Origin of the sequence: Micromonospora sp. NPDC005087 (assembly GCF_042872965.1) — a bacterium.
Classification (GTDB): domain Bacteria; phylum Actinomycetota; class Actinomycetes; order Mycobacteriales; family Micromonosporaceae; genus Micromonospora.
Window position 1 is genome coordinate 223831 of the sequence record NZ_JBIALB010000007.1, and the last position, 21585, is coordinate 245415.

24 protein-coding genes are annotated in these 21585 nt (G+C 73.1%); 12 read left to right on the forward strand and 12 right to left on the reverse strand.

Features of this window, described 5'->3' with window-relative positions; genetic code table 11:
- Positions 1-138: 138 nt before the first annotated feature.
- Positions 139-1059: an ADP-ribosylglycohydrolase family protein gene (locus ACFYPS_RS18770; RefSeq protein WP_354964149.1), complete on the reverse strand. Its 921-nt coding sequence runs from the start codon at positions 1057-1059 to the stop codon at positions 139-141.
- A 73-nt stretch (positions 1060-1132) separates the two neighbouring features.
- On the opposite strand from ACFYPS_RS18770, the gene ACFYPS_RS18775 reads away from it, so the two are divergent.
- Positions 1133-1822 (forward strand): response regulator transcription factor, encoded by a 690-nt coding sequence (locus tag ACFYPS_RS18775; RefSeq protein WP_354964148.1) that lies wholly within the window; start codon positions 1133-1135, stop codon positions 1820-1822.
- Positions 1823-1851: 29 nt separating this feature from the next.
- Entirely contained in the window at positions 1852-3255 is a 1404-nt protein-coding gene (locus ACFYPS_RS18780) for a HAMP domain-containing sensor histidine kinase (RefSeq protein WP_354964147.1), read from the forward strand.
- 216 nt (positions 3256-3471) lie between these two features.
- Here the strand turns inward: ACFYPS_RS18780 and ACFYPS_RS18785 are convergent, their stop codons facing one another.
- Both ACFYPS_RS18785 and ACFYPS_RS18790 read right to left on the reverse strand, forming a co-directional pair.
- Complete coding sequence (locus ACFYPS_RS18785) at positions 3472-4497, reverse strand: adenosine deaminase (protein WP_354964146.1); 1026 nt, start codon at positions 4495-4497, stop codon at positions 3472-3474.
- A complete protein-coding gene (locus tag ACFYPS_RS18790; protein WP_387325763.1) occupies positions 4494-5288 on the reverse strand; it encodes a trans-aconitate 2-methyltransferase in 795 nt (264 codons plus the stop codon). The genes ACFYPS_RS18785 and ACFYPS_RS18790 overlap by 4 nt, the downstream gene beginning before the upstream one ends.
- 83 nt (positions 5289-5371) lie before the next feature.
- Here ACFYPS_RS18790 and ACFYPS_RS18795 point away from each other — a divergent pair, with 83 nt between their 5' ends.
- Positions 5372-6355 (forward strand): aldo/keto reductase, encoded by a 984-nt coding sequence (locus ACFYPS_RS18795; protein WP_354964144.1) that lies wholly within the window; start codon positions 5372-5374, stop codon positions 6353-6355.
- Between the two features lie 94 nt (positions 6356-6449).
- On the forward strand, positions 6450-6644 hold the full coding sequence (locus tag ACFYPS_RS18800; RefSeq protein ID WP_354964143.1) for a hypothetical protein: 195 nt from the start codon (positions 6450-6452) through the stop codon (positions 6642-6644).
- Positions 6645-6784: 140 nt separating this feature from the next.
- Here ACFYPS_RS18800 and ACFYPS_RS18805 read toward each other — a convergent pair whose 3' ends face one another.
- From ACFYPS_RS18805 to ACFYPS_RS18835, 7 genes are all read right to left on the reverse strand, one after another.
- The gene (locus ACFYPS_RS18805; protein ID WP_091424054.1) at positions 6785-6988 is read right to left on the reverse strand and encodes a cold-shock protein; all 204 of its coding nucleotides are present in this window, start codon (positions 6986-6988) and stop codon (positions 6785-6787) included.
- A gap of 287 nt (positions 6989-7275) precedes the next feature.
- A complete protein-coding gene (locus ACFYPS_RS18810; protein ID WP_089016691.1) occupies positions 7276-7548 on the reverse strand; it encodes a DUF4235 domain-containing protein in 273 nt (90 codons plus the stop codon).
- Positions 7545-7919: a DUF3618 domain-containing protein gene (locus tag ACFYPS_RS18815; protein WP_354964142.1), complete on the reverse strand. Its 375-nt coding sequence runs from the start codon at positions 7917-7919 to the stop codon at positions 7545-7547. The genes ACFYPS_RS18810 and ACFYPS_RS18815 overlap by 4 nt, the downstream gene beginning before the upstream one ends.
- Complete coding sequence (locus tag ACFYPS_RS18820; RefSeq protein WP_354964141.1) at positions 7916-8350, reverse strand: phage holin family protein; 435 nt, start codon at positions 8348-8350, stop codon at positions 7916-7918. The genes ACFYPS_RS18815 and ACFYPS_RS18820 overlap by 4 nt, the downstream gene beginning before the upstream one ends.
- A 339-nt stretch (positions 8351-8689) precedes the next feature.
- The gene (locus ACFYPS_RS18825) at positions 8690-9877 is read right to left on the reverse strand and encodes a mechanosensitive ion channel domain-containing protein (protein ID WP_354964140.1); all 1188 of its coding nucleotides are present in this window, start codon (positions 9875-9877) and stop codon (positions 8690-8692) included.
- An 83-nt stretch (positions 9878-9960) separates the two neighbouring features.
- Positions 9961-10782 (reverse strand): DUF1206 domain-containing protein, encoded by an 822-nt coding sequence (locus ACFYPS_RS18830; protein WP_387325768.1) that lies wholly within the window; start codon positions 10780-10782, stop codon positions 9961-9963.
- Between the two features lie 58 nt (positions 10783-10840).
- The gene (locus ACFYPS_RS18835; protein WP_354964138.1) at positions 10841-11206 is read right to left on the reverse strand and encodes a hypothetical protein; all 366 of its coding nucleotides are present in this window, start codon (positions 11204-11206) and stop codon (positions 10841-10843) included.
- Between the two features lie 113 nt (positions 11207-11319).
- On the opposite strand from ACFYPS_RS18835, the gene ACFYPS_RS18840 reads away from it, so the two are divergent.
- Positions 11320-12546, forward strand: a complete 1227-nt coding sequence (locus ACFYPS_RS18840; RefSeq protein WP_387325771.1) for a cysteine desulfurase-like protein — start codon at positions 11320-11322, stop codon at positions 12544-12546.
- Entirely contained in the window at positions 12543-12830 is a 288-nt protein-coding gene (locus ACFYPS_RS18845; protein WP_354964136.1) for a GNAT family N-acetyltransferase, read from the forward strand. The genes ACFYPS_RS18840 and ACFYPS_RS18845 overlap by 4 nt, the downstream gene beginning before the upstream one ends.
- Here ACFYPS_RS18845 and ACFYPS_RS18850 read toward each other — a convergent pair.
- Positions 12827-14323 (reverse strand): glycoside hydrolase family 3 protein, encoded by a 1497-nt coding sequence (locus tag ACFYPS_RS18850; RefSeq protein WP_354964135.1) that lies wholly within the window; start codon positions 14321-14323, stop codon positions 12827-12829. The genes ACFYPS_RS18845 and ACFYPS_RS18850 overlap by 4 nt on opposite strands.
- Before the next feature lie 217 nt (positions 14324-14540).
- On the opposite strand from ACFYPS_RS18850, the gene ACFYPS_RS18855 reads away from it, so the two are divergent.
- The 4 genes from ACFYPS_RS18855 to ACFYPS_RS18870 all read left to right on the forward strand — a co-directional run bounded on the left by ACFYPS_RS18855 (position 14541) and on the right by ACFYPS_RS18870 (position 17989).
- Positions 14541-14666 carry a hypothetical protein gene (locus ACFYPS_RS18855; RefSeq protein ID WP_255421242.1) on the forward strand — a complete coding sequence of 42 codons (126 nt, stop codon included), beginning with the start codon at positions 14541-14543 and terminating at the stop codon, positions 14664-14666.
- Between the two features lie 93 nt (positions 14667-14759).
- Entirely contained in the window at positions 14760-15710 is a 951-nt protein-coding gene (locus ACFYPS_RS18860; RefSeq protein WP_354964134.1) for a TIGR03557 family F420-dependent LLM class oxidoreductase, read from the forward strand.
- A 76-nt stretch (positions 15711-15786) separates the two neighbouring features.
- Positions 15787-17418, forward strand: coding sequence for an ATP-dependent DNA helicase RecQ (locus ACFYPS_RS18865; protein WP_354964133.1), 1632 nt, complete (start codon positions 15787-15789; stop codon positions 17416-17418).
- Positions 17419-17485: 67 nt separating this feature from the next.
- Positions 17486-17989, forward strand: coding sequence for a hypothetical protein (locus ACFYPS_RS18870; RefSeq protein WP_354964132.1), 504 nt, complete (start codon positions 17486-17488; stop codon positions 17987-17989).
- Here ACFYPS_RS18870 and ACFYPS_RS18875 read toward each other — a convergent pair.
- Complete coding sequence (locus ACFYPS_RS18875; protein ID WP_354964131.1) at positions 17979-19568, reverse strand: MFS transporter; 1590 nt, start codon at positions 19566-19568, stop codon at positions 17979-17981. The genes ACFYPS_RS18870 and ACFYPS_RS18875 overlap by 11 nt on opposite strands.
- 82 nt (positions 19569-19650) lie before the next feature.
- Between ACFYPS_RS18875 and ACFYPS_RS18880 the strand changes: the two genes are divergently transcribed.
- Positions 19651-20412 (forward strand): TetR/AcrR family transcriptional regulator, encoded by a 762-nt coding sequence (locus ACFYPS_RS18880; protein ID WP_354964130.1) that lies wholly within the window; start codon positions 19651-19653, stop codon positions 20410-20412.
- A 10-nt stretch (positions 20413-20422) separates the two neighbouring features.
- Entirely contained in the window at positions 20423-21457 is a 1035-nt protein-coding gene (locus ACFYPS_RS18885; protein WP_387325777.1) for a helix-turn-helix domain-containing protein, read from the forward strand.
- Positions 21458-21585: the final 128 nt, after the last annotated feature.

The window sequence follows — 21585 nt, forward strand, 5'->3', positions numbered from 1 at the left end:
CACGGCGACGACGGCGACGTCAGAGCGACCCAGGGCGTCGGAGCACCAAGGAGATCAGAGCACCGCGGAGATCAGAGCACCGCGGAGATCAGAGCACCGCGCAGGTCAGAGCACCGCGCAGGTCAGAGCCTCAGGACGTCAGAGCGCCCAGGAGGGCAGCGGCTCGCGGGCGGCCAGCCACGTCTCGGGCACGCCGCCGGGCGTGCCGACACCGGTGTGCGCCGCCACCACCGCGCCCACGATGGCGGCCGTGGTGTCCACGTCCCCGCCGGCCTGCACGCAGACCCGGATCGCCGCCGGGTAGTCGTCCAGGTGGGTGGCGGCCACCCAGAGGGTGAAGCCGACGGTGTCCTGGGCGGTCACCCGGGAGCCGTTGCCGAGCGCCGCCACCACCCGGGACAGCGGGCGGCCGAGCAGCCCGGCCGCCCGGTTCACGCTGCGGTGCACCTCGGTGCCCGGATCGACCGCACCGGCGATCCCGGCGAGCAGCCGCTCCGGGGCCGGCCGGTGCCCGTCGAGGCGGGCCCGGCCGGCCAGTGCGGCGGCGACGGCCACCGCGACCGCACCGGCGATCCCCTCCGTGTGCGCGTGCGTCACCTCGGCTGAGGCGCGGGCCTGGGCTGCGGCGCGGACGGTCGAGTCGGCAAAGTACGCGCCCAGTGGACCCACCCGCATCGCCGCGCCGTTGCCGCAGGAGCCCTGGCCGTCGAAGGCGGACGCGGCGGCCACCGGCCACGGCGTGCCGGTGCGGATCAGCCGCAGGATCAGCATCGCGCCCGAGCCGTAGCCGCGGCGCGGATCGCAGCGCTGGGCGAACGCCAGGGCCAGCCGGTCCCGGTCGACGCCGCCGGACTCCGCCAGCCCGGCGAGGACCGAACAGGCCATCTCGGTGTCGTCGGTCCACTCCCAGGGCGCCGGCGGCAGGACGCCCTCCGCAAGATCCGCCGGAGGTGTCCCGGGAACGAAGTACCGCGCGCCGAGCGCGTCGCCGGTGGAGAGACCGGCGAGGCTGTCCCGGGCGAGCGCCAGGCGGGCATCGGCGAACAGGGTGAAGGACATCGTCGTACCAGCTTGCCCGCTCGCCAGGTACGCCGCAACGCGATCAACTTGCCAGGCCAAGTACGGTCTTGGGGTGGCCTCCGTGCTCCTGGTCGAAGACGATCACGTCGTACGCGGCGCGATGCTGCGGTCCCTCGCCGACCGGGGGCATGCCGTGCACGCCGTGGGCACGGCGCTGGACGCCCTGCGCCGGGTCGCCGCGGAGACGCCCGACCTGGTGGTGCTGGACCTGGGCCTGCCCGACCTGGACGGCTCGGACGCGCTGCGGATGCTGCGCGGCATCACCGACATCCCGATCATCATCGCCACCGCCCGTGACGACGAGCAGTCGGTGGTCAAGCTGCTGCGGGCTGGCGCCGACGACTACATGGTCAAGCCGTTCACCGGTGCGCACCTGGACGCCCGGATCACCACCGTGCTGCGCCGGGCCGGTCGGGCCAGCCGGACGGTGCAGCCCGCGGTGCACACCGTCAGCGGGCTGCGGGTGGATGTCGGCGAGCGCAGCGCCCACCTTGACGGGGAGCCGCTGGCGCTGACCCGCAAGGAATTCGACCTGCTGGCGTATCTCGCCGCACGACCCGGGCGGGTAGTGTCCCGCCGGGAGCTCTTGGAGGAGGTATGGCGGCAGCCATCGGTCGGCGAGGATCAGACCATCGACGTTCACCTGTACTGGCTTCGCCGAAAGATGGGCGAGTCCGCGGCGAAGCCGCGCTACCTGCGCACCGTGCGGGGGGTCGGGTTCCGGTTGGTGGCGCCGGACTGAGGACGGCGCTGGCCCTGCTCACGGCCGGCATGTGCAGCCTCGTCGCGCTCGCCTTCCTGATCCCGCTCGGGCTGAGTCTGCGCGAGCAGACCCGCGAGGAGGCGATCGGCGACGCCGCCCGACGGAGCGCGCTGGTGACCGGGGCGCTGGCGGTCAGCACGGAGCCCGCGGTGGTCGAGCGGGCCGTGGTGGCCAGCGGCGAGGGCGCACCGGCCCGACCGGTGGTGCACGGGCTGGGTCTCGACGAGTCCGCCGGCCGGGCCAGCGACTCCGACCTGGACCGGGCACGTGCCGACCGGCGCTCACTGGTTGTCGACGTCGACGGCGGGGTGGTCCGGCTCGACCCGGTGGTCCTCGGTGATCGGACGGCCGTGGTCGAGGTGTTCGTGCCGGCGTCGACGCTGGGCGAGGGCGCTGGCGGCACCTGGCTGCTGCTGCTCGCGGTCGGCGCGGCGATGGCCGGCGCGGCGGTGCTGGTCGTGGACCGGGTCGCCGCCCGCGCGGTGGACTCGACCCGAGGGCTGGTCAAGGCCGCGCTCTCGATCGGCGACGGCGACCTGGGGGTACGCGTGGAGCCGACCGGCCCACGCGAGCTGGCCGAGGCCGGGTACGCCTTCAACCGGATGGCCGACCGGCTGGACGCGGCCCGCACCGACGAACGGGAGTTGGTGGCCGACCTGTCGCACCGGCTGCGTACCCCGCTGACCGTGCTGCGGCTGGACGCGGAGGCGTTGGAGTCCGACGACACCAGCGTGGGTTCGTTCTCCGAGGCGGAGCTGGACCGGCGACGTGGCATCCGACGGATCCGGCAGGCGATCGTCACCCTGGAGGGTGAGATCGACGTGCTGATCAAGACCACCCGCAAGGCGGTGGCGCACGAGGCCGGGCCGGCGATGTGTGACGTCAGCGAGGTGGTCCGGGATCGGATGGTGTTCTGGGCGGCGTTGGCCGGCGACCAGAACCGGCCGCACCGGGTCATCGGCGCGCAGCTGCGCACACCCGCACCGGTGCCGCGGGCCGAACTGGCCGCCGCGCTGGACGCGGTGATCGGCAACGTCTTTCGCTACACGCCGCAGGGCACTGCCTTCGAGGTGGCCGTGTCCCGTCGCGACGGCTATGTGGCGATCCGGATCGACGACGCCGGCCCCGGCATCGCCAACCCGGACCGGGCGCTGCGCCGGGGCACCAGCGACCAGGGCTCGACCGGGCTCGGCCTGGACATCGCGAAGCGGGTGTCGTTGCAGGCCAACGGGTCGGTGAGCATCGACCGTGCCCGGCTGGGCGGAGCCAGCGTGGTGATGCTGCTCGCCGATCCGGAGGCGACGCCCCGGCAGGTCAACCGTTTCGGCCTGGTCGGCCGGATGGCGCGGGACGCCCGGGACCAGAAAACCACCGGCCGACGGTGGCCCCGCCAGCGGCCCACCGACGACTGACCGGCCCGGGGTTGTGGCCCGGCGCAAGTCTTCCTTAGATCGCGGTTAACGACGGCGGCGAAGCCGCCGCGGGCTGTCAGGATCAAGGCACGAACCCACCAGTTCCACCGGCCAGCGCACCGCGCACCCACCGGCCGGTGGAGCCGCGCGCGCGGCGGGAGTCCAGGTCCCCCCACACCCACGCTCCCGCCGCGCGCCCTGCTCCCCCGGAACGGCTCAGCCGGTGACGGTGGCGAGGTGGGCGTCGATCTCCGCGGTGATCCGCTGCTTGCCGTCCGCGTCGAGGAAGGACGCGGCCACCGCGTTGCGGGCCAGCCCGGCCAGCCCCTGCGGGCCCACCCCGAGCAGCCGGGCCGCCACCGCGTACTCGTCGTTGAGGGTGGTGCCGAACATCGGCGGGTCGTCGGAGTTGATGGTGACCAGCAGCCCGGCTTCGACCAACCGGGGCAGCGGGTGCTCGTCGAGGCTGGCCACCGCGCGGGTTCGCACGTTGGACGTCGGGCAGATCTCCATCCCGATCTGCCGCTCGGCCAGGTACGCGAGCAGCTCCGGGTCCCGTGCGGCGGAGATGCCGTGCCCGATCCGCTCGGCGCCCAGCTCGTTCAGCGCGTCCCAGACGGTCTGCGGGCCGGTGGTCTCCCCCGCGTGCGGCACCGAACGCAGCCCCGCCGCGCGGGCCTGGTCGAAGTAGGGGCGGAACTGCGGCCGGGGTACGCCGATCTCCGGGCCGCCCAGGCCGAAGCTGATCAGCCCGTCCGGCCGCTCGTCCAGCGCGATGCGCAGCGTCTCCTCGGCCGCCGGCAGGCCCGCCTCGCCCGGGATGTCGAAGCACCAGCGCAGGTCGAGGCCGAAGTCGACCGCGGCGCGCTTGCGGGCGTCCTCGATGGCTTCGCAGAACGCCGGCGCGGGGATGCCCCGGCGCACGTGCGAGTACGGCGTGATGGTCAGCTCCGCGTACCGGACCTGCTGGCGGGCCAGCTCCCGGGCCACCTCGTGGGTGAGGATCCAGACGTCCTCGGGGTCGCGGATGAGGTCCACCACGCTCAGGTAGACCTCGATGAAGTGGGCGAAGTCGCGAAACTCGAAGTAGTCGGCGAGTGCTTCCGGGTCGGCCGGCACCGGGGTGCGTCCCTCGTGCCGGGCGGCCAGCTCGGCGACGATGCGGGGCGAGGCGGAGCCGACGTGGTGCACGTGCAGCTCCACCTTGGGCAGTCCGGCGATGAAGGTGGGCAGGTCGGTCACTGGTTCTCCTGGGCACGGTCGCCGGTGCGGGCGACGACGAAGACGCGGCGGAACGGGAAGTACACCTGACCCTGCCGCACCGGGTACGCGGCGGCGAGTCGTACCCCCAGCTCGGCCCGGAAGGCGGACCAGCTGGCGGCGTCCAGGGCCGCCCGGACCGGGCGCAGCGCGGTGCCCTCCATCCAGGTCAGCACCGGGTGGTCGGCGGTGGGCCGGGCCGGCAGCAGGTGCACGAAGGTAGTCTCCCAGGCGTCCACCGTGCAGCCGGCACCGGTCAGCAGCTCCGCGTAGTCGGCCGGGTCGTCGACCGGGTCGGCGCGCAGCAGCGGGGCCAGCTCGGCCCGCCAGGCCGGTCGGCCGGCGACCTCGCGCAGCGCCAGGTGCGAGGGGGCGGCGAAGTTGCCCGGGACCTGCATGGCGAGCCAGGCGCAGGCGGGCAGCTCGACGGCCCAGCGTCGCAACAGCGCCTGGTGGCCCGGCACCCATTGGAGCGCGGCGTTGGTGACCACCACGTCCTCGTCGCCGGCCGGGCGCCAGTCACGCAGGTCGGCGACGGCGAAGTCGACCGGGGCATCCAGGGCCGCGGCCCGGTCGATCATCTCCGGCGAGGAGTCGAGGCCGACCACCCGGCTCGCGGGCCAGCGCTCGGCGAGGGTGGCGGTGAGCTGGCCGGGGCCGCAGCCGAGGTCGACCACGGTGCGGGGCCGTTCGGCCGGGATCCGGGCGACCAGGTCGTGGAACGGCCGGGACCGCTCGTCGCCGTAGCGCAGGTATGTCGTCGGATCCCACATCGTCGCCTCCCAAACCGTACGTCCGTCTTGTTTACCGTACGGCTCGCCTGGCAGGCCGGCAACCCGATCACTAGGCTCGGGGCATGGAACAGCGCAGCTTCAACCGGCTCGGCCGGACCGTCGGAATGGTCGGCCTGGGCGCCTGGCAGCTCGGCGCGGACTGGGGCACCGTCAGCGAGGACGACGCGATGGCCGTGCTGGCCGCCGCCGTGGACGCCGGGGTCACCTTCCTGGACACCGCCGACGTGTACGGCGACGGCCGCAGCGAGCAGCTGATCGGCCGCTTCCTGCGTTCCCGGCCCGACGCCGGGCTGACCGTCGCCACCAAGATGGGGCGCCGGGTCGAGCAGCGGCCGGAGTTGTACACCCTGGCCAACTTCCGGCAGTGGACCGACCGGTCCCGGGCCAACCTGGGGATGGACACCCTGGACCTGGTCCAGCTGCACTGCCCGCCCACCGCCGTCTTCGCCGACGACGCGGTCTTCGACGCCCTGGACACCCTCGTCGCCGAGAAGGCCATCGCCGGGTACGGCGTCAGCGTGGAGACCTGCGACCAGGCGCTCACCGCGATCGCCCGGCCCGGGGTGGCCAGCGTCCAGATCATCCTCAACGCGGTCCGGCACAAGCCGCTGGAGCAGGTGCTGCCGGCCGCCGCGGCGGCCGGGGTCGGCATCATCGCCCGGGTGCCGCTGGCCAGCGGTCTGCTCTCCGGCCGCTACGACGAGCACACCGAGTTCCCGGCCGATGACCACCGCAACTTCAACCGGCACGGCGAGGCGTTCGACGTCGGCGAGACGTTCTCCGGCGTCGACTTCGAGCGGGGGTTGGCCGCCGTACGCCGGCTGGCGCCGCTGGTCGACGCGGACCGCACGATGGCGCAGTTCGCGCTGCGTTGGGTGCTGGACCAGCCGGGCGTCACCGTCGTCATCCCCGGCGCCCGCGACGCCGATCAGGCCCGGCGCAACGCGGCCGCGGCCGACCTGCCGCCGCTCTCGGCCGGGCAGCTGACCGGCGTGCGTGAGGTCTACGACGAGCTGATCCGCCCGCAGGTGCACGACCGGTGGTGACCCGCGCGGCCCGGGTGCTCGCACCGCCTCGCCCGGCCGGCGATGCTGGCAGGGCGGGGCGGCGCGCCGCCCGATCCGGCGGGAAGGGGACGCGATGAGGGGTTGGCTTCCGCTCACCCTCGGCCTGTTGGCGGTCGTGATCGGTGCGGTGTGGACGGTGCAGGGCCTCGGCTACGTCAGCGGCAGTGTGATGACCGACCAGCAGCTCTGGGTGGTGCTCGGCCCGATCGTGGCCGTGGCCGGGCTGGTGCTGCTCTGGTTCGGCCTGCGCTCCCGCCGTCGACCCTGACCCCGGTCTCCACAGTGGCGCGGGGGCAGACGCACCCGTCCCGGGTACGTGGAAAGCCCCGCATCCCGGACGGGATGCGGGGCTACACAACGACCCCTGGCCGGATCGTCCCACTGGCCGGCGGGGGCCGGCCACACTACTCAGATGGGACGGACCTGCTCAGCCTGCGGGCCCTTCTGACCCTGAGCGATCTCGAACTCCACCCGCTGGTTCTCCTCCAGCGTGCGGTAGCCGCTGGACTGGATGGCCGAGAAGTGGACGAACACGTCAGCACCCCCGCCGTCGACGGTGATGAAGCCGAAGCCCTTGTCAGCGTTGAACCACTTCACGGTTCCCTGCGCCATGTGTATCTCCTTCTAAAACTGGCGGCCGTGCACGCCGTGCGGCCGATTGGCCGTTTTCGAGCAGCGGCGTCTGAGGCGGCCCCACGAAGGAGACTTCTCTCAACCCACGCCATCTCGCAACAGCGGCAACAGCAAATCACGTACGCAAAAACTCTGCACGACCTCTCCGACGAATTTCTCCGACATGTGACCTGACGGATGCCCGAGATCCGCTGGGCGGCGTGCAATGCCATGCGAAAGGCCCCCTTCCCGTCGATGCGGGAAGGGGGCCGATGTCTCTGCGCTGGTCAGTCCGGCCAGTGGCCGGTCATCCGGCGGACGCCGACCGCGCCGCCCCGGTCCACGGCGGCCCGGACCACCGCGAAGATGGCCCCCTGCAACGCCGCGGCGGCCAGGATCTCGCCCCAGCCACGGTCCTCGTCGGTGGCGTTGGGCGCCTCGCCGTCGCCGGCGGTGACCTTCCAGACCTGCCGGAAGATCGCGCCGGCCACCGCACCGGCGGCGATACCCAGCAGCACGCCGGCCGGTCGGTACGCGACCCTGCTGATGCCCTTGCTCACCTACGCCTCCCCCGCACGATCATCAGTACCACCACGGTGGCCACCGCACCGGCGGCGATGGCCGCCCATGGCACCGGGTTGCGTCGAACCAGTTCGCCCTTCTCGTGGGCCTGCGCGCGCACCAGCCCGCCCTTCTCGTGCGCCTGTGCCCGCGCCGACTCCGCGCGGCGTACGGCCTGCCCGCGGACCCGCGCCACGGTCTGCGCCGCCTGCTCGCGCATCCGCTCCCGGGCCTGCCCGGCGGACTCCTTCAGTCGCGCCTTGACGTCCGCCCTGGCGGCCAGCGCCTCCATCGTCTCGCCCAACTCGACCCGGGTGCGGCGGATCTCCTCGCGGAGCGCCTCCGTGTCGCCCGTCCCGTTTCCCGTCATCCCCGCCCCCTGTCCTTCACCGCGGCGGCGACGGTGTCCATGTCAGCGCGGAGGCTGCGGACCGTGGCCGCCGGAACCGGCGGGACCGCACGGCTGACCTGCTTCTTGCCCACCAGGGCGAGGATGCCGGCCACCAGGAAGAGGGCCACCGCCACGATCAGCGCCGCAGCCCAGGCGGGCAGCACCAGGTCGAGCAGCAGGATCGCGGTGGCGACCAGGGCACCCAGCCCGAAGAAGGCGAGCGCCCCGCCGGCGCCGAACAGACCGATCCCGATGCCGGCGTGCTTGCCCTTCTGGGTCAACTCCGCCCGGGCCAGCGCCAGTTCGTCCCGCACCAGACGGGAGACCTGCTCGGCGGCCCGCTGCACCAATTCGGCGGTGGAGGGCTCGCTCCCGTTGTGGGATGTGCGGGCATTCGCCACGTCAGCCATGCTGTCCTCCTTTCCTCATCACCGCGCTGTATGCCCGGAGTCGGCGCTCGTCAATCCTAAAGCGCGCCTACCCGGTCGCTGTTCCTGTCGTCCGGTTGCGCGCCCGGCGCGGCGTCCGTCCGCCCCGATCACGGTAGAGACATCCGGCAGCAGGTCCCCCGCCTAAGCCCGGTCAAACCTCTCCCCGCCCCACCAACGCCCCGCCCGGCCCCCCGGACACGCCCGGGCCCCCACCCTCGCCCCGTCGAGCATGGAGTTGGCGGCACGACACGCCGTCATCGGCGTCGCTAACTTCATGATCAACCGGGAGAACCGCCGGGACCGGAGGCCCGGGGGGGGTCAGGGGCGGGGGGAGGTGGTTTCTTCGGGGCCGATGAAGGCTTCGCTGCGGGCGTCGCCGTCATCGCTGCCGCCGAAGACGCGGGCGTCGTCGGGGACCTCGGTGCGGCGCGCCGGCCGGCGTGGCTGCACCCACTGCCAGGGCAGGTCGCTGCCGGCGACGCCCAGCTCGGTGCGCAACCGGGGCATCGCGGTGGGGCGGTTGTCCCGGATCCACGCCACCAGGTGCTCGCGGACCAGGCAGCGCAGGTCCCACAGGCTGCCGGCGTCGGCGGCGCTGACCAGCGCGCGCAGCCGGACCATCCCGCCGGTGGCGTCGGTCACCTGCAGCACGCAGACCCGGCCGTCCCACAGCTCGGTGCCCTCCACCAGGCGGCGCAGCTCCTCCCGCATGGTCTGCACCGGGACCGCCCAGTCCACGTCGAACTCGGCGGTGCCGAGCACCGCCGCCTCGGTCCGGGTCCAGTTCTGGAACGGCTTGCTGGTGAAGTACGAGGTGGGCAGGATCAGCCTCCGGTCGTCCCAGATCTGCACCACCACGTAGCTGAGGGTCAGCTCCTCGATCCGGCCCCACTCCCCCTCGACGACCACCACGTCGTCGAGCCGGACCGCGTCGCTGAAGGCGAGCTGGAGGCCGGCGAACACGTTGCCGAGCAGGCTCTGCGCGGCCAGCGCGGCGACCACACCGACCACGCCGGCGGAGGTCAGCACGCCGGCGCCGATGCCGCGCACACTCGGGAACGTCATCAGCATCACGCCGACGGCCAGGATCACGATCACCGCGATGGTCAACCGGCGCAGCATCACCACCTGGGTCCGTACCCGGCGGGCGTGCCGGTTGTCCGGCACGTCGACCCGGAACCGGGCCAGCGCGGTGTCCTCCACGACGACCAGCAGGGCGGCCACCAGCCAGGCCACGGTGGCGATGACGCCGAGGACGAGCAGGTGCAGCAGCAGCCGGCGCCAGCCCTCGCCGACCGCGTACCCGGTGCTGAACCGGGCGGCGAACTGCACCGCGAGCACCGTCGCGGCGACCTGGAACGGCCGGCGCGCGTGGTCGGTCAGCTCGGTCATCAGCAGCGACCGGCGGCCGAACCGCCGGGTGATCCGGTGGACGACCTCAACCAGGAACAGGGCGACCGCCGCCGCGGTGAGCGCGGCGACGGCCGTTTCGAGATAACTCCGCACGTGTTTGCTGCTCCCCTCCGGCCGGGCGGCGATCCTTCGGGCAGAAGCCCACCAGTGCCCGGCGTCTTCCGGAATCGACCAGGTCAGACCTTGCGGTACCGGGACTGGAGGAAGCAGTAGAGGCCGAAGGCGGCGATGCCCAGGGCGACCAGGCTCAGCAGGAGCGTGCCGTACGACTGCTCGCGCAGCGTGCGCAGCGCGGCGTCCAGCCCACGGGCCTTCTCCGGGTCGTAGTTCACCGCCGCCACGATGACGAGCAGACCGGCGATGCCGTACGCGACGCCCTTGGCGACGTACCCGGCGATGCCCAGCCGGCGGGCCAGCGTGCGGGTCTTCGGGCTCATCTCGCCCGTCTTCAGGTGCTTCTCGAACCGCTTGACCAGGCCGTAGATCACCAGACCCACGCCGATCGCGGCGAGCACCAGCCCGGCCAGGCCGACCAGCCAGCGGCCACCGCTGGAGGTCATCAGCTTGCCGGTCAACGCCTCCTGCTGGTCGGCGCTGTTCGACCCGGCGTCCTTGAAGACCTTGAACGCGGTCCAGGCGAAGTAGAGGTAGACGATGGTGCGGCCGGCCGAGGCGAGCCGTTCCATGACCCGCTCCCGGCCCCGCTCGGCGCGGTGGCCCACCGCCGCCTCCAGCGCCTGCCAGATCGCCATCGCGAGCAGGCCCACCGCGGTGGCGATGACCAGGAACTTGCCCAGCGGCTGCGCGGAGAGGGTCCGAAGGGCGCCGGACTGGTCGCCGTCGTCGGACGACGTCCCGAATGCGATCTGCAACGCCAGCCAGGCGAAGAGCAGGTGCACGATGCCGTAGCCGATGAAACCGGCCCGGGCGAGGAGTTCCAGCCACCGGCTGTCCGCCGTGCGGGAGGCGGTGGCTTCGGCGTTACGGGTGAGTGACATGGCGCCACAATCTCCGATTGCGGAGATCCCCAAACGTCGGCCACCGCCGCCCGCCCGGTCAGTTGCCCGGGTTGCGCGAAACGCGAATCTTGACCTGTTGGTCGGTGACGCTGTCCAGGGTGACCGCGAAACCGCCGGCCTCGGTGGCCTGCTGCCCGGTGGTGAGCGTGAGCTGCTCGCCGGCGACCTCGACGGTCACCTGGTCGCCCTCTGCGCCGACCAGCTTGGCGTCGACGCCCAGGATGGAGGCGCTCGCGTCGACACCCCGCTCGAAGGTGACGGTGCAGGCGTCCAGCCCGCAGTCGGTGGAGGCGCCCTGCGAACTGCAGCCGGCGAGCACGGCGAGGCCGAGCGCCAGACCGGCGAACAGGCCGGCGGCGCGACGGACGGGGGGCAACGGAATGGTGGCGGGTCGGTTCGTCACCTCGCCAAGAGTACGAGACGCCCGCGAGAACGGCGCCGGTTGGTGATCATCGGGGACGGCGGCCCTCATGGGGGCGGGCGGGACCGGCCCGGGCACCGGCTAGGGTCCGGAACATGCCGTTCGACATCGCCCGCACCCGGGCCGCCTACCCCGCCCTGACCGAGGGCTTCGTCCACTTCGACGGGGCCGGGGGCACCCAGACCGCGGAAGGTGTGATCGACGCGGTCGCCGACGCCATGCGCAGCGCGGTCGGCAACCGCAGCGCCGCCTTCGTGCCGGGTCGCCGGTCGCTGGAGCTGGTGGCCGCCGCCCGCTCGGCGGTGGCCGACCTGCTCGACGCCGACCCGGCCGGGGTGGTGCTGGGCCCGAGCGCCACCGCGCTGACGTACACCCTGGCGCGCACGCTCGGCGCGGGCTGGCGTCCCGGCGACGAGGTGGTGGTCTCCCGGCTCGACCACGACGCCAACGTGCGGCCGTGGGTGCAGGCCGCCGAGGCGGCCGGCGCGACGGTGCGGTGGGCCGAGGTCGACCGGCGCACCGGCGAGCTGCCCGCCAGCCAGTACGCCGAGCTGGTCGGCGAGCGCACCCGACTGGTCGCGGTGACCGCCGGCAGCAACGCCATCGGCACCGTTCCGGACGTTCCGGCGATCGCGAAGACGGCGCACGCCGTCGGCGCGCTGGTCTGCGTCGACGGGGTGCACTCGGTGCCGCACGGGCCGACCGACCTGGCCTCGCTCGGCGCCGACGTACTGGTCACGAGCGCCTACAAATGGTCCGGCCCGCACCTGGCGGCGATGGTCGCCGACCCGGCTCGGTGGGCGGCGCTGCGCCCGGCGAAGCTGGTGCCGTCCTCCGACGTGGTGCCGGACCGGTTCGAGTACGGCACTCCCAGCTTCCCGTTACTGGCCGGCGTGGCCGCCGCGGTGGACCACCTGGCCGGGCTGGACCCGGACGCGGTGGGCGACCGGCGGGCCCGGCTGCGGGCCGGGCTGGCTGCCGCCCAGGCGCACGAGGAGGCGCTGCTGGACCGGCTGCTCGCCGGGCTGGCCGAGCGGCCCGCGATCACCGTCTACGGCTCGCCGGCCCGGCGCTGCCCGACGGTCTCCTTCCGGATCGCGGGGATGTCGCCGGTGGCCACCCAGGAGGCGCTGGGCGCCGCCGGGTTCTGCCTCTCCGCCGGGGACTACTACGCCTACGAGTACTTCCAGATGATGGGGCTGCGCGACAGCGGCGGCGCGGTCCGGGCCAGCATCTACCACTACAACACGGCGGACGAGGTGGACCGGTTGCTCGCCGAACTGGATGTGCTGGTCGACGCTGCGGGGAGAATGGGCCGGTGAGCAACCTGGTCGAGGACAACCCCGCCAAGCACCGTTTCGAGATCCTGGTCGACGACGCGTTGGCCGGCTTCACCGCGTACCTGGTCCGTGGCGGGGTGCTGGTCTTCACCCACACCGAGGTGGACCCGCGCTTTCAGAACATGGGCGTGGGCGGGGCGTTGATCCGGGGCACCCTGGACCAGGTCCGGGCCCGGGGCGCCAGGGTGGTGCCGCGGTGCCCGTTCATGGCCGCGTACATCGACAAGCACCCCGAGTACGCCGACCTGGTCGCTGAGCCCTCCTAGGGCCTGACCGAACCGGCGCCGGTCAGCACCTCGGCCGCGGCCTGTCCGCTGGCCCGGGTGGCGCCGTGGGTGGCCAGGTGCACTGCGCCGGTGACCAGCTTGGGCACACCCAGCTCGACCACGACCGCGTCCGGACGGGCGGCCAGCGCCCGCTGCACCGCCGCGCGCATCCAGTCGTGCCGGTGCAGGTCGCGGACCACCAGCACCAGGGGACGCCCGTCCGCACCGGCGCCCGGATCACCCGGCACGTCCGGTTCGGCGTAGCGGACCGTGCTCGTGCCGGGCAGCAGCTCGGCCAGTGGCGCACCGATCCCCCAGGGCGTCTCCGCGCCGATGGCGATGTTGCGTGGCGGCTCGAACTCGACCACGTGCGCCGCGCGGGTCAGCGGCAGCGCGACGGCGTGCTCCGCGGTGACCCGGATGGCGCGGCGTGCGGCGACCAGCCCGACGTCGGTGGCGTCGCGCGCCGCGGCCGACCGGGCGGTGCGGGCGGCCACGGTCCAGGCGGCGAGCTGACCGACCCGCTTGGCCGCCTCGGCGAGACGCTCCTCGGGCAGCTCGCCGGAGACGACCGCGGCCACGATGGCGTCGCGCAGCTCCCGGGCCGCCTGCTCGTCGGCCCGTTCGCCGCCGATGCAGATCGCGTCGGCCCCGGCGGCGAGCGCGCGGACCGTCGCGCCGGCGAAGCCGTACCGGTCGGCGACGGCGCGCATCTCCACCGCGTCGGTCACCACCACGCCGGAGAAGCCCAGCTCGTCGCGGAGCAGGCCGCCCAGGATGCGCTGGCTCAGTGTGGCCGGCAGCTGCGGGTCGAGCGCGGGCACCAGCAGGTGGCCGGTCATCACGGCCTGCACCCCGGCCGTCACGGCGGCCCGGAACGGGGCCAGCTCGCAGGCGTCCAGCCGGTCCCGGTCGGCGGTGATCCGGGGCAGGTCGTGATGTGAGTCGACGCGGGTGTCGCCGTGCCCGGGGAAGTGCTTGGCGCACGCGGCGACCCCGCCGGCCTGGAGCCCACGGACCCAGGCGGCGGTGTGCCGCGCGACCAGAGTCGGGTCGGCCCCGAACGAGCGGACGCCGATCACCGGGTTGGCCGGGTTGGAGTTGACGTCGGCGTCCGGGGCGTAGTTGAGGGTGATCCCGGCGGCCGCCAGCTCCACGCCGAGGTCCCGGGCGACCGCCTCGGTCAGCTCCGGGTCGTCGACCGCGCCGAGGGCGAAGTTGCCGGGCCGGGAGCTGCCGTGGACCGACTCGATCCGGGTGACGTCGCCGGCTTCCTCGTCGATCGCCACGATGACGTCGGGCCGCTCGGCGCGCAGGGTCGCGGTGAGCGCCGCCACCTGGGCGGAGTCGACGACGTTGCGGGCGAAGAGCACCACCGAGCCGAGCCCCTCGCCGAGCCAGCGGCACACCCACGGTGGCGGGGTGGTGCCGACGAACCCGGGTTGCAGGACGGCCGCGGCCAACGCCGGGAGATGCCCGGTGGGCGCGGTCACGCCGCCCCCTCGTGGCGGTCGGCGTCGGCCGCCGGTGCCGGCAACGTCCGCGCCGACCCGCTGGTTGCGCTCGCTCATGCGGCCCCCGTACCCCATCTCTCGCGCGCCGTCGGCGCACCGCCACCGGCAGGCGGTGCTGCCATGGTCACACCGGGCGATTCAATAGTCAATAAACCTTACAGTTGCCGGACGGCACGGTCCCGGGGAGAGTTCGGGGATGGATCCCGCCCTGCTGGCCGACGCGACGAGCCCGGCCGACATCCCCGGCGTACGCCTGCTCGGCCTGGTGGTCGGCGCTCTGCTGCTGCTCGCCGCGATCCGGGCGATGTTCGGCCGGCGCTGAGCGACCACCCGGTCGAGCACCTGGCCCGCGTGTGGCCGACCGTCACCGGGGTACGGCTTCCCCGTCACCGGGTACGCGTGCCGAGGGGGAATGATGAAGATCGGTTACATTCTGTCCAGTGAGGAGTTCACGCCGGCTGAGCTCCTGGAACAGGCGCGCGGCGCCGAGCAGGCTGGCTTCGAGGCGCTGTGGATCTCCGACCACTACCACCCGTGGACGGACGCGCAGGGGCAGAGCCCGTTCGTCTGGTCGATGATCGGCGCGCTCAGCCAGGTCTGTTCGCTGCCGGTGACCACCGCGGTGACCTGCCCGACCGTGCGAATCCACCCGGCCGTGATCGCCCAGGCGGCGGCGACCAGCGCGGTGCTGCACGGCGGCCGGTTCGTGCTCGGCGTCGGAAGCGGCGAGGCGCTCAACGAGCACATCTTCGGCGATGCCTGGCCGCAGACCGACGTCCGGCTGGAGATGCTGGAGGAGGCCGTCGAGGTGCTGCGGAAACTGTGGACGGGTGACTTCGTCAACCATCACGGGAAGCACTACACCGTCGAGCACGCCCGCATCTACACGCTGCCCGACACTCCCCCGCCGATCTACGTCTCCGGCTTCGGCCCGAAGGCCATCGACCTGGCCGCACGCATCGGCGACGGCTACGTGAGCACCAGGCCGGACGCCGAGATGGTCCGGCGCTTCCGGGAGAACGGCGGCGGCGACAAGCCGTGCCAGGCCGGCTTCAAGGCGGCGTACGCGGCCAGCGAGGACGAGGGCATGCGGATCGCGTACGAGCGCTGGCCCAACGCCGGGGTGCCCGGTGAGCTGTCCCAGGTGCTCCCGTCGCCGCGCCACTTCGAGCAGGTCGCCGAGTTGGTCAGGCCGGAGATGATGAAGGAGGCGTTCGTCTGCGGCAACAGCGCCGACGCGCACCTGGAGATGATCGACAGGTTCGCCAAGGCCGGCTTCGACGAGGTGTACCTGGCCAACGTCGGTCCGCACCACCAGGGTCTGTTCGACCTCTACCAGCGCGAGGTCCTGCCCCGCCTACGCTGAGCCCGGGCGGCGGTTGACGACCGCCACGGCCGGAGACGGTTTCGGCGGTGATCGGGTCGGGTACCTCCGGCCCTCGATGAAACTGTCCACGCACTCGATGACGTTGCGCCGCGCGGCGCGGAGCCTCTTTGGCTGGACCGCGCTGCGGCCCAACCAACTGGCCGCCATGCGCGCGGTGATGAAGCGACGTGACGCCCTGGTGGTGCTGCCCACCGGCGCGGGCAAGTCGGCCATCTACCAGATCCCGGCCAGCCTGATCCCCGGCCCCACCGTGGTGATCTCGCCGCTGCTGGCCCTTCAGCAGGACCAGATCGCGGCCCTCAACGAGCGCCAGCGCCCGGAGCTGCGGGCCGTGCGGATCAGCTCGAACGAGTCGGCCGCCCAGCAGGCCGAGGCGATCACCGAGATACGCGAGGGCCGGGCGGAGTTCCTGTTCATCACCCCGGAGCAGCTGAGCAACCCCGACCGGATGGCCGAGGTCGCCTCGCTCAGGCCGGCACTGGTGGCGATCGACGAGGCGCACTGCATCTCGGCCTGGGGGCACGACTTCCGTCCCGACTACCTGGCGCTCGGGCACCTGATCGAGGGCATCGGCCGGCCGCCGGTGGTCGCGCTGACCGCCACCGCGTCACCACCGGTACGCGACGACATCATCGCCCGGCTGCGGCTGCGGAAGCCCGAGGTGGTGGTCTCCGGGCTGGACCGGCCCAACCTGTTCCTGGAGGTGGCGCACTGTCCCACCGAGGACTACCGGTGGCGCCGCCTGGTGGCGCTGCTGCGCGACGACGAGCGACCGGGGATCATCTACGTGCCGACCCGCCGCTCCGCGGAGGAGCTGGCCACCCGGTTGACCGGCGCCGGTTTCCCGGCGCAGTGCTACCACGGCGGGATGTCGGCCGGTGCCCGCGCCGAGCTGCACGAGGCGTTCCTCGCCGACCAGGTGCCGATCATGGTGGCCACGTCGGCGTTCGGGATGGGCATCGACAAGCCGAACATCGCCTGGGTGGTGCACATGGCGCTGCCCGACTCGCCGGACAGCTACTTCCAGGAGATCGGCCGGGCCGGCCGCGACGGGCAGCCGGCCCGGGTCCTGCTGCTCTGGCGGGCCGAGGACGTGGGCCTGCAACGGTTCTTCAGTGGTGGCCTGCCGGACGAGAACGAGCTGCGCGACCTCGCGGCGCTGCTGCGTCGCAAGCCGGCCACCAAGACCGAGCTACGCGAGGCCACCGGTCTCGGGCCACGCAAGCTGGGCCAGTACCTCTCCCTTCTGGAGCAGGTCGGGGCCGCCGAGCCGCGCGCCCGGCAGCGCATCGCCGCCCCCCGCTACGCCCCCACCCCGGTGGACGCCGCCGCGGCCGCGCTGGCCGAGGCGGAGCGGCAGCAGACGGTGACCCGGTCACGGACCGACATGATGCGGGCCTTCGCCGAGACCACCGCCTGCCGGGGGCAGACCCTGCTGGCCTACTTCGGCGAGCAGATGACCGAGATCTGCGGGCACTGCGACAACTGTCATGCCGGCACCAGCGTCGCCGACGACGGCGCGGTCGGGCCGTTCCCCGTGCACAGCCAGGTACGTCACCCGGAGTGGGGGCAGGGCCTGGTGCTCGGCTACGAGGAGGACAAGATGACGGTTCTCTTCGACGAGGTGGGGTACAAGACGCTGTCCGTGCGCGTGGTGTCCGAACAGGGCCTGCTGACGCTGGACTAGCCTGAGCCGGGCGCCAGCGCAGGGCCCACCGATTGACCGAGCAGAGCAGGGCGGAAGGGGCGTTGCCGTGATCGAGCAGCCGGCGTACACCGGTTTCGGTTTCTCCGACGAGGAGTGGGGGCTGCTGGTCGGCCTGCCGCAGTCGGTGCTGACCGCCGCGAGCGCCGCCGAGTCCGACGGCACCCGCCGGACCATGGCGGAGAACGCGGCCGGGTTGGAGACCATCTCGGCGGGCCGGGAGTCGGCCAGCCCGCTGGTCGCCGCCGTGGCCGGCGAGATCGTGACCCGGGTCGGCGACCCGGAGACCGGCGAGGAGCTGCCGGTCATCGCGCCCGCCGACCCCCGGGCGATGATCGACGACGTGCTGGTGCGGGCCGGCGAGGCCGCCGCGCTGCTGGCCGTCCGGGTCGACGAGGGTGCCGCTGGCGCGTACAAGCACTGGCTGGTGGACATCGCCGAGCAGGTGGTCGGCGCCGCCTCCAGCGGTGGGCTGCTCGGGCTGGGCGGCGAGCCGGTCAGCGACTCCGAGCGGCGTTTCCGCGACCGGCTCGCGCACGTGCTCAACGACTGACCGACGACATCGGCGTACCGGCCGGACCGGTCGGCTCGGCGGCCACCGCCGCGGGGTCGGCCGGCCGGACGCCGCGCAGCGCGGCCAGCGCGGTCACCGCGCCCAGCAGCATCGCCACCGTGGCGGCGATCGCGGCGAGGTGCAGCCCGTCGGCGAACGCGAGTCGGGCGGCGTGCAGCACGGCGTCGCCCAGATCGGCCGGCAGCCCCTCGGCCACCGCCAGCGCACCGCCCAACGTCTCATGGGCCGCGTCGCGGGCGTCGGCCGGCAGGCCGGCGGGCAGGCCGTCGAGGACCTCCCGGCGGTAGACCGCCGCGCCGACGCTGCCCAGGATCGCCATCCCCAGCGCGCCGCCCAGCTCACTGCTGGACTCGGTCAGCGCCGAGGCGACACCGGCCTGCTCGGGCGGCGCCGCACCGAGGACCAGCTCGGTGACCAGCGACATCACCATCACCAACCCGGCCGCGTAGATGCTGGCGCCGAGCAGCAGCAGCCAGAGCGGCGACTCGGGCGTGACCCGCGTCAGCACCAGGAAGCCGAGCACGGCGATCCCGAAACCGGTGCCGATCAGGTACGACCGATCGATGCGCTGGGCGAGCGCGGCGGCGGCCGGAGCGATCCCGCCGACCGCCAGGGACGGCACCAGGCTCCACAGTGCCGCCCGCAGCGGGCTCAGGCCGAGCACCAACTGGAGGTGCTGGGTGGTGAAGATGGCGAAGCCGACCAGGGCGAACATCGCCAGCAGGTTGACCGCGAGGGACCCCGCGAAGCCGCGGCGGCGAAACAGCGCCAGGTCGATCATCGGGTACGCCCGGGTCCGCTGCCGGTGCAGGAACAGCGCCCCGACGAGCAGGCCGGCGACGATGGCCGACACCCGTGCGGGGCTGACGCCGTCGCGGGCCATCTCCTTGATGCCGTAGATCACCGGCAGCAGCGCGCCGAGCGACAACAGCGCGCTGACCAGGTCGAACCGGCCGGCGCCGGGGTTGCGGAACTCGGGCACCAGGATCGGGGCGAGCAGGAGCAGCAGCACCATCGCGGGAATGTTGATCAGGAAGATCGAGCCCCACCAGAAGTGCTCCAGCAGGACGCCGCTGAGCACCGGACCGATCGCGATGCCACCGGTGAGCGTGGCGGTCCAGATGCCGATCGCGGTGCCGCGCTGCTTGGCGTCGTGGAACATGTTGCGGACCAGGGCGAGCGTGGAGGGCATCAGGGTGGCCCCGCCGACGCCGAGCACGGCGCGGGCGGCGATCAGCGTCCCGGCGCTGTCGGCGTACGCGGCCAGCAGGGACGCCGCGCCGAACGCGGCCGCGCCGAACAGCAGCAGCCGACGCCGGCCGATCCGGTCACCCAGGGCGCCCATGGTGATCAGCAGTCCGGCCAGCACGAAGCCGTAGATGTCGAAGATCCAGAGCTGCTGGGTGCCGGTGGGGCGCAGTTCCTCGCTGATGAACGGGACGGCGAAGTAGAGCACCGACACGTCCATCGAGACCAGGAGCAGCGGCAGCATCAGCACCGTGAACCCGATCCACTCCCGTCGGCCCGCTCGGGGGGCCGGTGCGGTCGTCGTCGTCATGGGAGAACTCCTTCTGCGTATGGCGTACGCTCTTATGCGTAGACCATACGCAGAACTAGGATGACGGGGCAAGGAGGAAAATGTGGCGGCGAGGACAGACGACAACGGCCCGGCGATCCCGCCGGCCATCGAGAGCGCCTGGGGGTTGCGTGAGCGGCCACCCAAGGGGCCCCGGCCGGGGCTGACCGTGAGCGGCATCGTGGACGCCGCCGTGCGGGTGGCCGACGCCGACGGGCTCGCGGCCGTCTCGATGAGCCGGGTGGCCAAGGAGTTGGGCGCCGCCACCATGGCCCTCTACCGGCACATCGGCTCCAAGGACGAACTGCTGATGCTCATGGTCGACACCGGGTACGGCCCACCGCCCGGTCCCGCCGCACCGGACGCCGACTGGCGCGCCGGCCTCACCCGCTGGGCCTGGGCCGAGCACGACGTGCTGCGGCGGCGGCCCTGGCTACTGCACGTGCCGATCACCGGCCCGCCGATCACCCCCCAGACGCTCGGCTGGCTGGAGGACGGGCTGCGCTGCCTCGACGGCACCGCGCTGGCCGAGAGCGAGCAGATGTCGGCAATGCTGCTGATCACCGGGTACGTCCGCAACGAGGCCACCCTCACCACGCAGATCGCCGAGGGCAGCCGGGCCGCCGGCATGAAGCCGGGCGAGATGATGCCGGCGTACGGCCGGATGCTCAGCCGGCTCATCGACCCTGCCCGCTTCCCGGCGCTGCACCGGGTGCTGACCTCCGGAGTGCTGGGCCAGGACGACGACCCGGATGAGGAGTTCACCTTCGGCCTCGACCGGATCCTCGACGGCATTGAGGCCCTGATCCGGCGGCGAGCGGTCTGAGGAGCACCGGATGCTGCACCGGGACACCGTCGACACCACCGTGCTGCCGCCGGGTGAACGGTTCGGGATGTGGCTGGACCTCGTGGCACGCACCTCGGCGCCGATGCGGATCCAGTCCGCGCACGCCGACGATTTCGCCGCCCGGGCCGACTTTATCGATCTCGGCCCGATCCAGCTGATCAATTACCGCTATCCGTCGCTGGACGCCACCCGGACCCGCAAGCTCGTCCGCCAGTCGGATCCGGAGCTCTACATGCTCGCCCTTACGACCGGCGGTGTCGGCACGTCCAGCCAGGACGGTCGCCGCAGCGAGATTCTGGCCGGGGAGTTCACCTTCTACGACGCCTCCCGCCCGCATGACGTCGGCCACCACGCCATCGAGCCCGAGCGGGACCAGGCCAGCTCAGTCATCGTGATGATCCCGCACGCGGCGCTGCCACTGCCGCCGCAGCGGATGGCCGGCCTCTACGGCGGCCGGATGTCCGGCAGCGAGGGCGTCGGCGCGTTGCTGGCGCGGTTCCTGCTCCAGGTCACCAGGCATCCCGAGCAGTACCATGGCGCCGACGCCAGCCGGCTCGGCGCGGTCGGGCTGGACCTGGCCACCACCATGCTCGGCCGGCACCTGGTCGCCGAGGACGCGGTGCCGACCGAGGTCCGCCGCCGGGCGCTGGTCACCCAGGTGCAGGCGTACGTTCACCGCAACCTCGGCGACGCGACGCTCAGCCCGCAGACCGTCGCGGACGCCCACCACATCTCACTACGCTCGCTGCACCGGTTGTTCGAGGCCGAGGAGTCCACCGTCGCGTCCTACATCCGGGACCTGCGGCTGGCCCGGTGCCGGCGCGACCTGACCGACCCCGCGCTGCGCACCCAGCCCGTGCAGATGATCGCCGCCCGCTGGGGGTTCACCGACAAGGCGCACTTCAGCCGGGCGTTCCGGGCGGCGTACGGGATGAGCCCGCAGGCGGACCGGGAGGGCCACACGGATCCGGCGCGGATCGTCAACCGCCCGGCATCCATGGTCAACTCGTCCCGGGCAGACTGACGATCAACGCGGTCGACCCGCGGCCCGCCCAGGCGGCCGCGGCAGGTCGCCAACGGGGGCCGTGGCGAGGCGCCCGCCGCCAGACGCGGCGGGCGGCCGCCCGGTGCCCCCCGACCGCGGACTGAAGC

Coding starts and splice junctions, on each gene's coding strand:
- ACFYPS_RS18885 (WP_387325777.1), top strand. CDS start 20,423: ATGCTGCACCGGGACACCGTCGACACCACCGTGCTGCCGCCGGGTGAA.
- ACFYPS_RS18865 (WP_354964133.1), top strand. CDS start 15,787: ATGAAACTGTCCACGCACTCGATGACGTTGCGCCGCGCGGCGCGGAGC.
- ACFYPS_RS18830 (WP_387325768.1), bottom strand. CDS start 10,782: ATGTCACTCACCCGTAACGCCGAAGCCACCGCCTCCCGCACGGCGGAC.
- ACFYPS_RS18800 (WP_354964143.1), top strand. CDS start 6,450: ATGAGGGGTTGGCTTCCGCTCACCCTCGGCCTGTTGGCGGTCGTGATC.
- ACFYPS_RS18840 (WP_387325771.1), top strand. CDS start 11,320: ATGCCGTTCGACATCGCCCGCACCCGGGCCGCCTACCCCGCCCTGACC.
- ACFYPS_RS18790 (WP_387325763.1), bottom strand. CDS start 5,288: ATGTGGGATCCGACGACATACCTGCGCTACGGCGACGAGCGGTCCCGG.
- ACFYPS_RS18795 (WP_354964144.1), top strand. CDS start 5,372: ATGGAACAGCGCAGCTTCAACCGGCTCGGCCGGACCGTCGGAATGGTC.
- ACFYPS_RS18770 (WP_354964149.1), bottom strand. CDS start 1,059: ATGTCCTTCACCCTGTTCGCCGATGCCCGCCTGGCGCTCGCCCGGGAC.
- ACFYPS_RS18805 (WP_091424054.1), bottom strand. CDS start 6,988: ATGGCGCAGGGAACCGTGAAGTGGTTCAACGCTGACAAGGGCTTCGGC.
- ACFYPS_RS18855 (WP_255421242.1), top strand. CDS start 14,541: ATGGATCCCGCCCTGCTGGCCGACGCGACGAGCCCGGCCGACATCCCC.
- ACFYPS_RS18860 (WP_354964134.1), top strand. CDS start 14,760: ATGAAGATCGGTTACATTCTGTCCAGTGAGGAGTTCACGCCGGCTGAG.
- ACFYPS_RS18780 (WP_354964147.1), top strand. CDS start 1,852: ATGTGCAGCCTCGTCGCGCTCGCCTTCCTGATCCCGCTCGGGCTGAGT.
- ACFYPS_RS18875 (WP_354964131.1), bottom strand. CDS start 19,568: ATGACGACGACGACCGCACCGGCCCCCCGAGCGGGCCGACGGGAGTGG.
- ACFYPS_RS18815 (WP_354964142.1), bottom strand. CDS start 7,919: ATGACGGGAAACGGGACGGGCGACACGGAGGCGCTCCGCGAGGAGATC.
- ACFYPS_RS18820 (WP_354964141.1), bottom strand. CDS start 8,350: ATGGCTGACGTGGCGAATGCCCGCACATCCCACAACGGGAGCGAGCCC.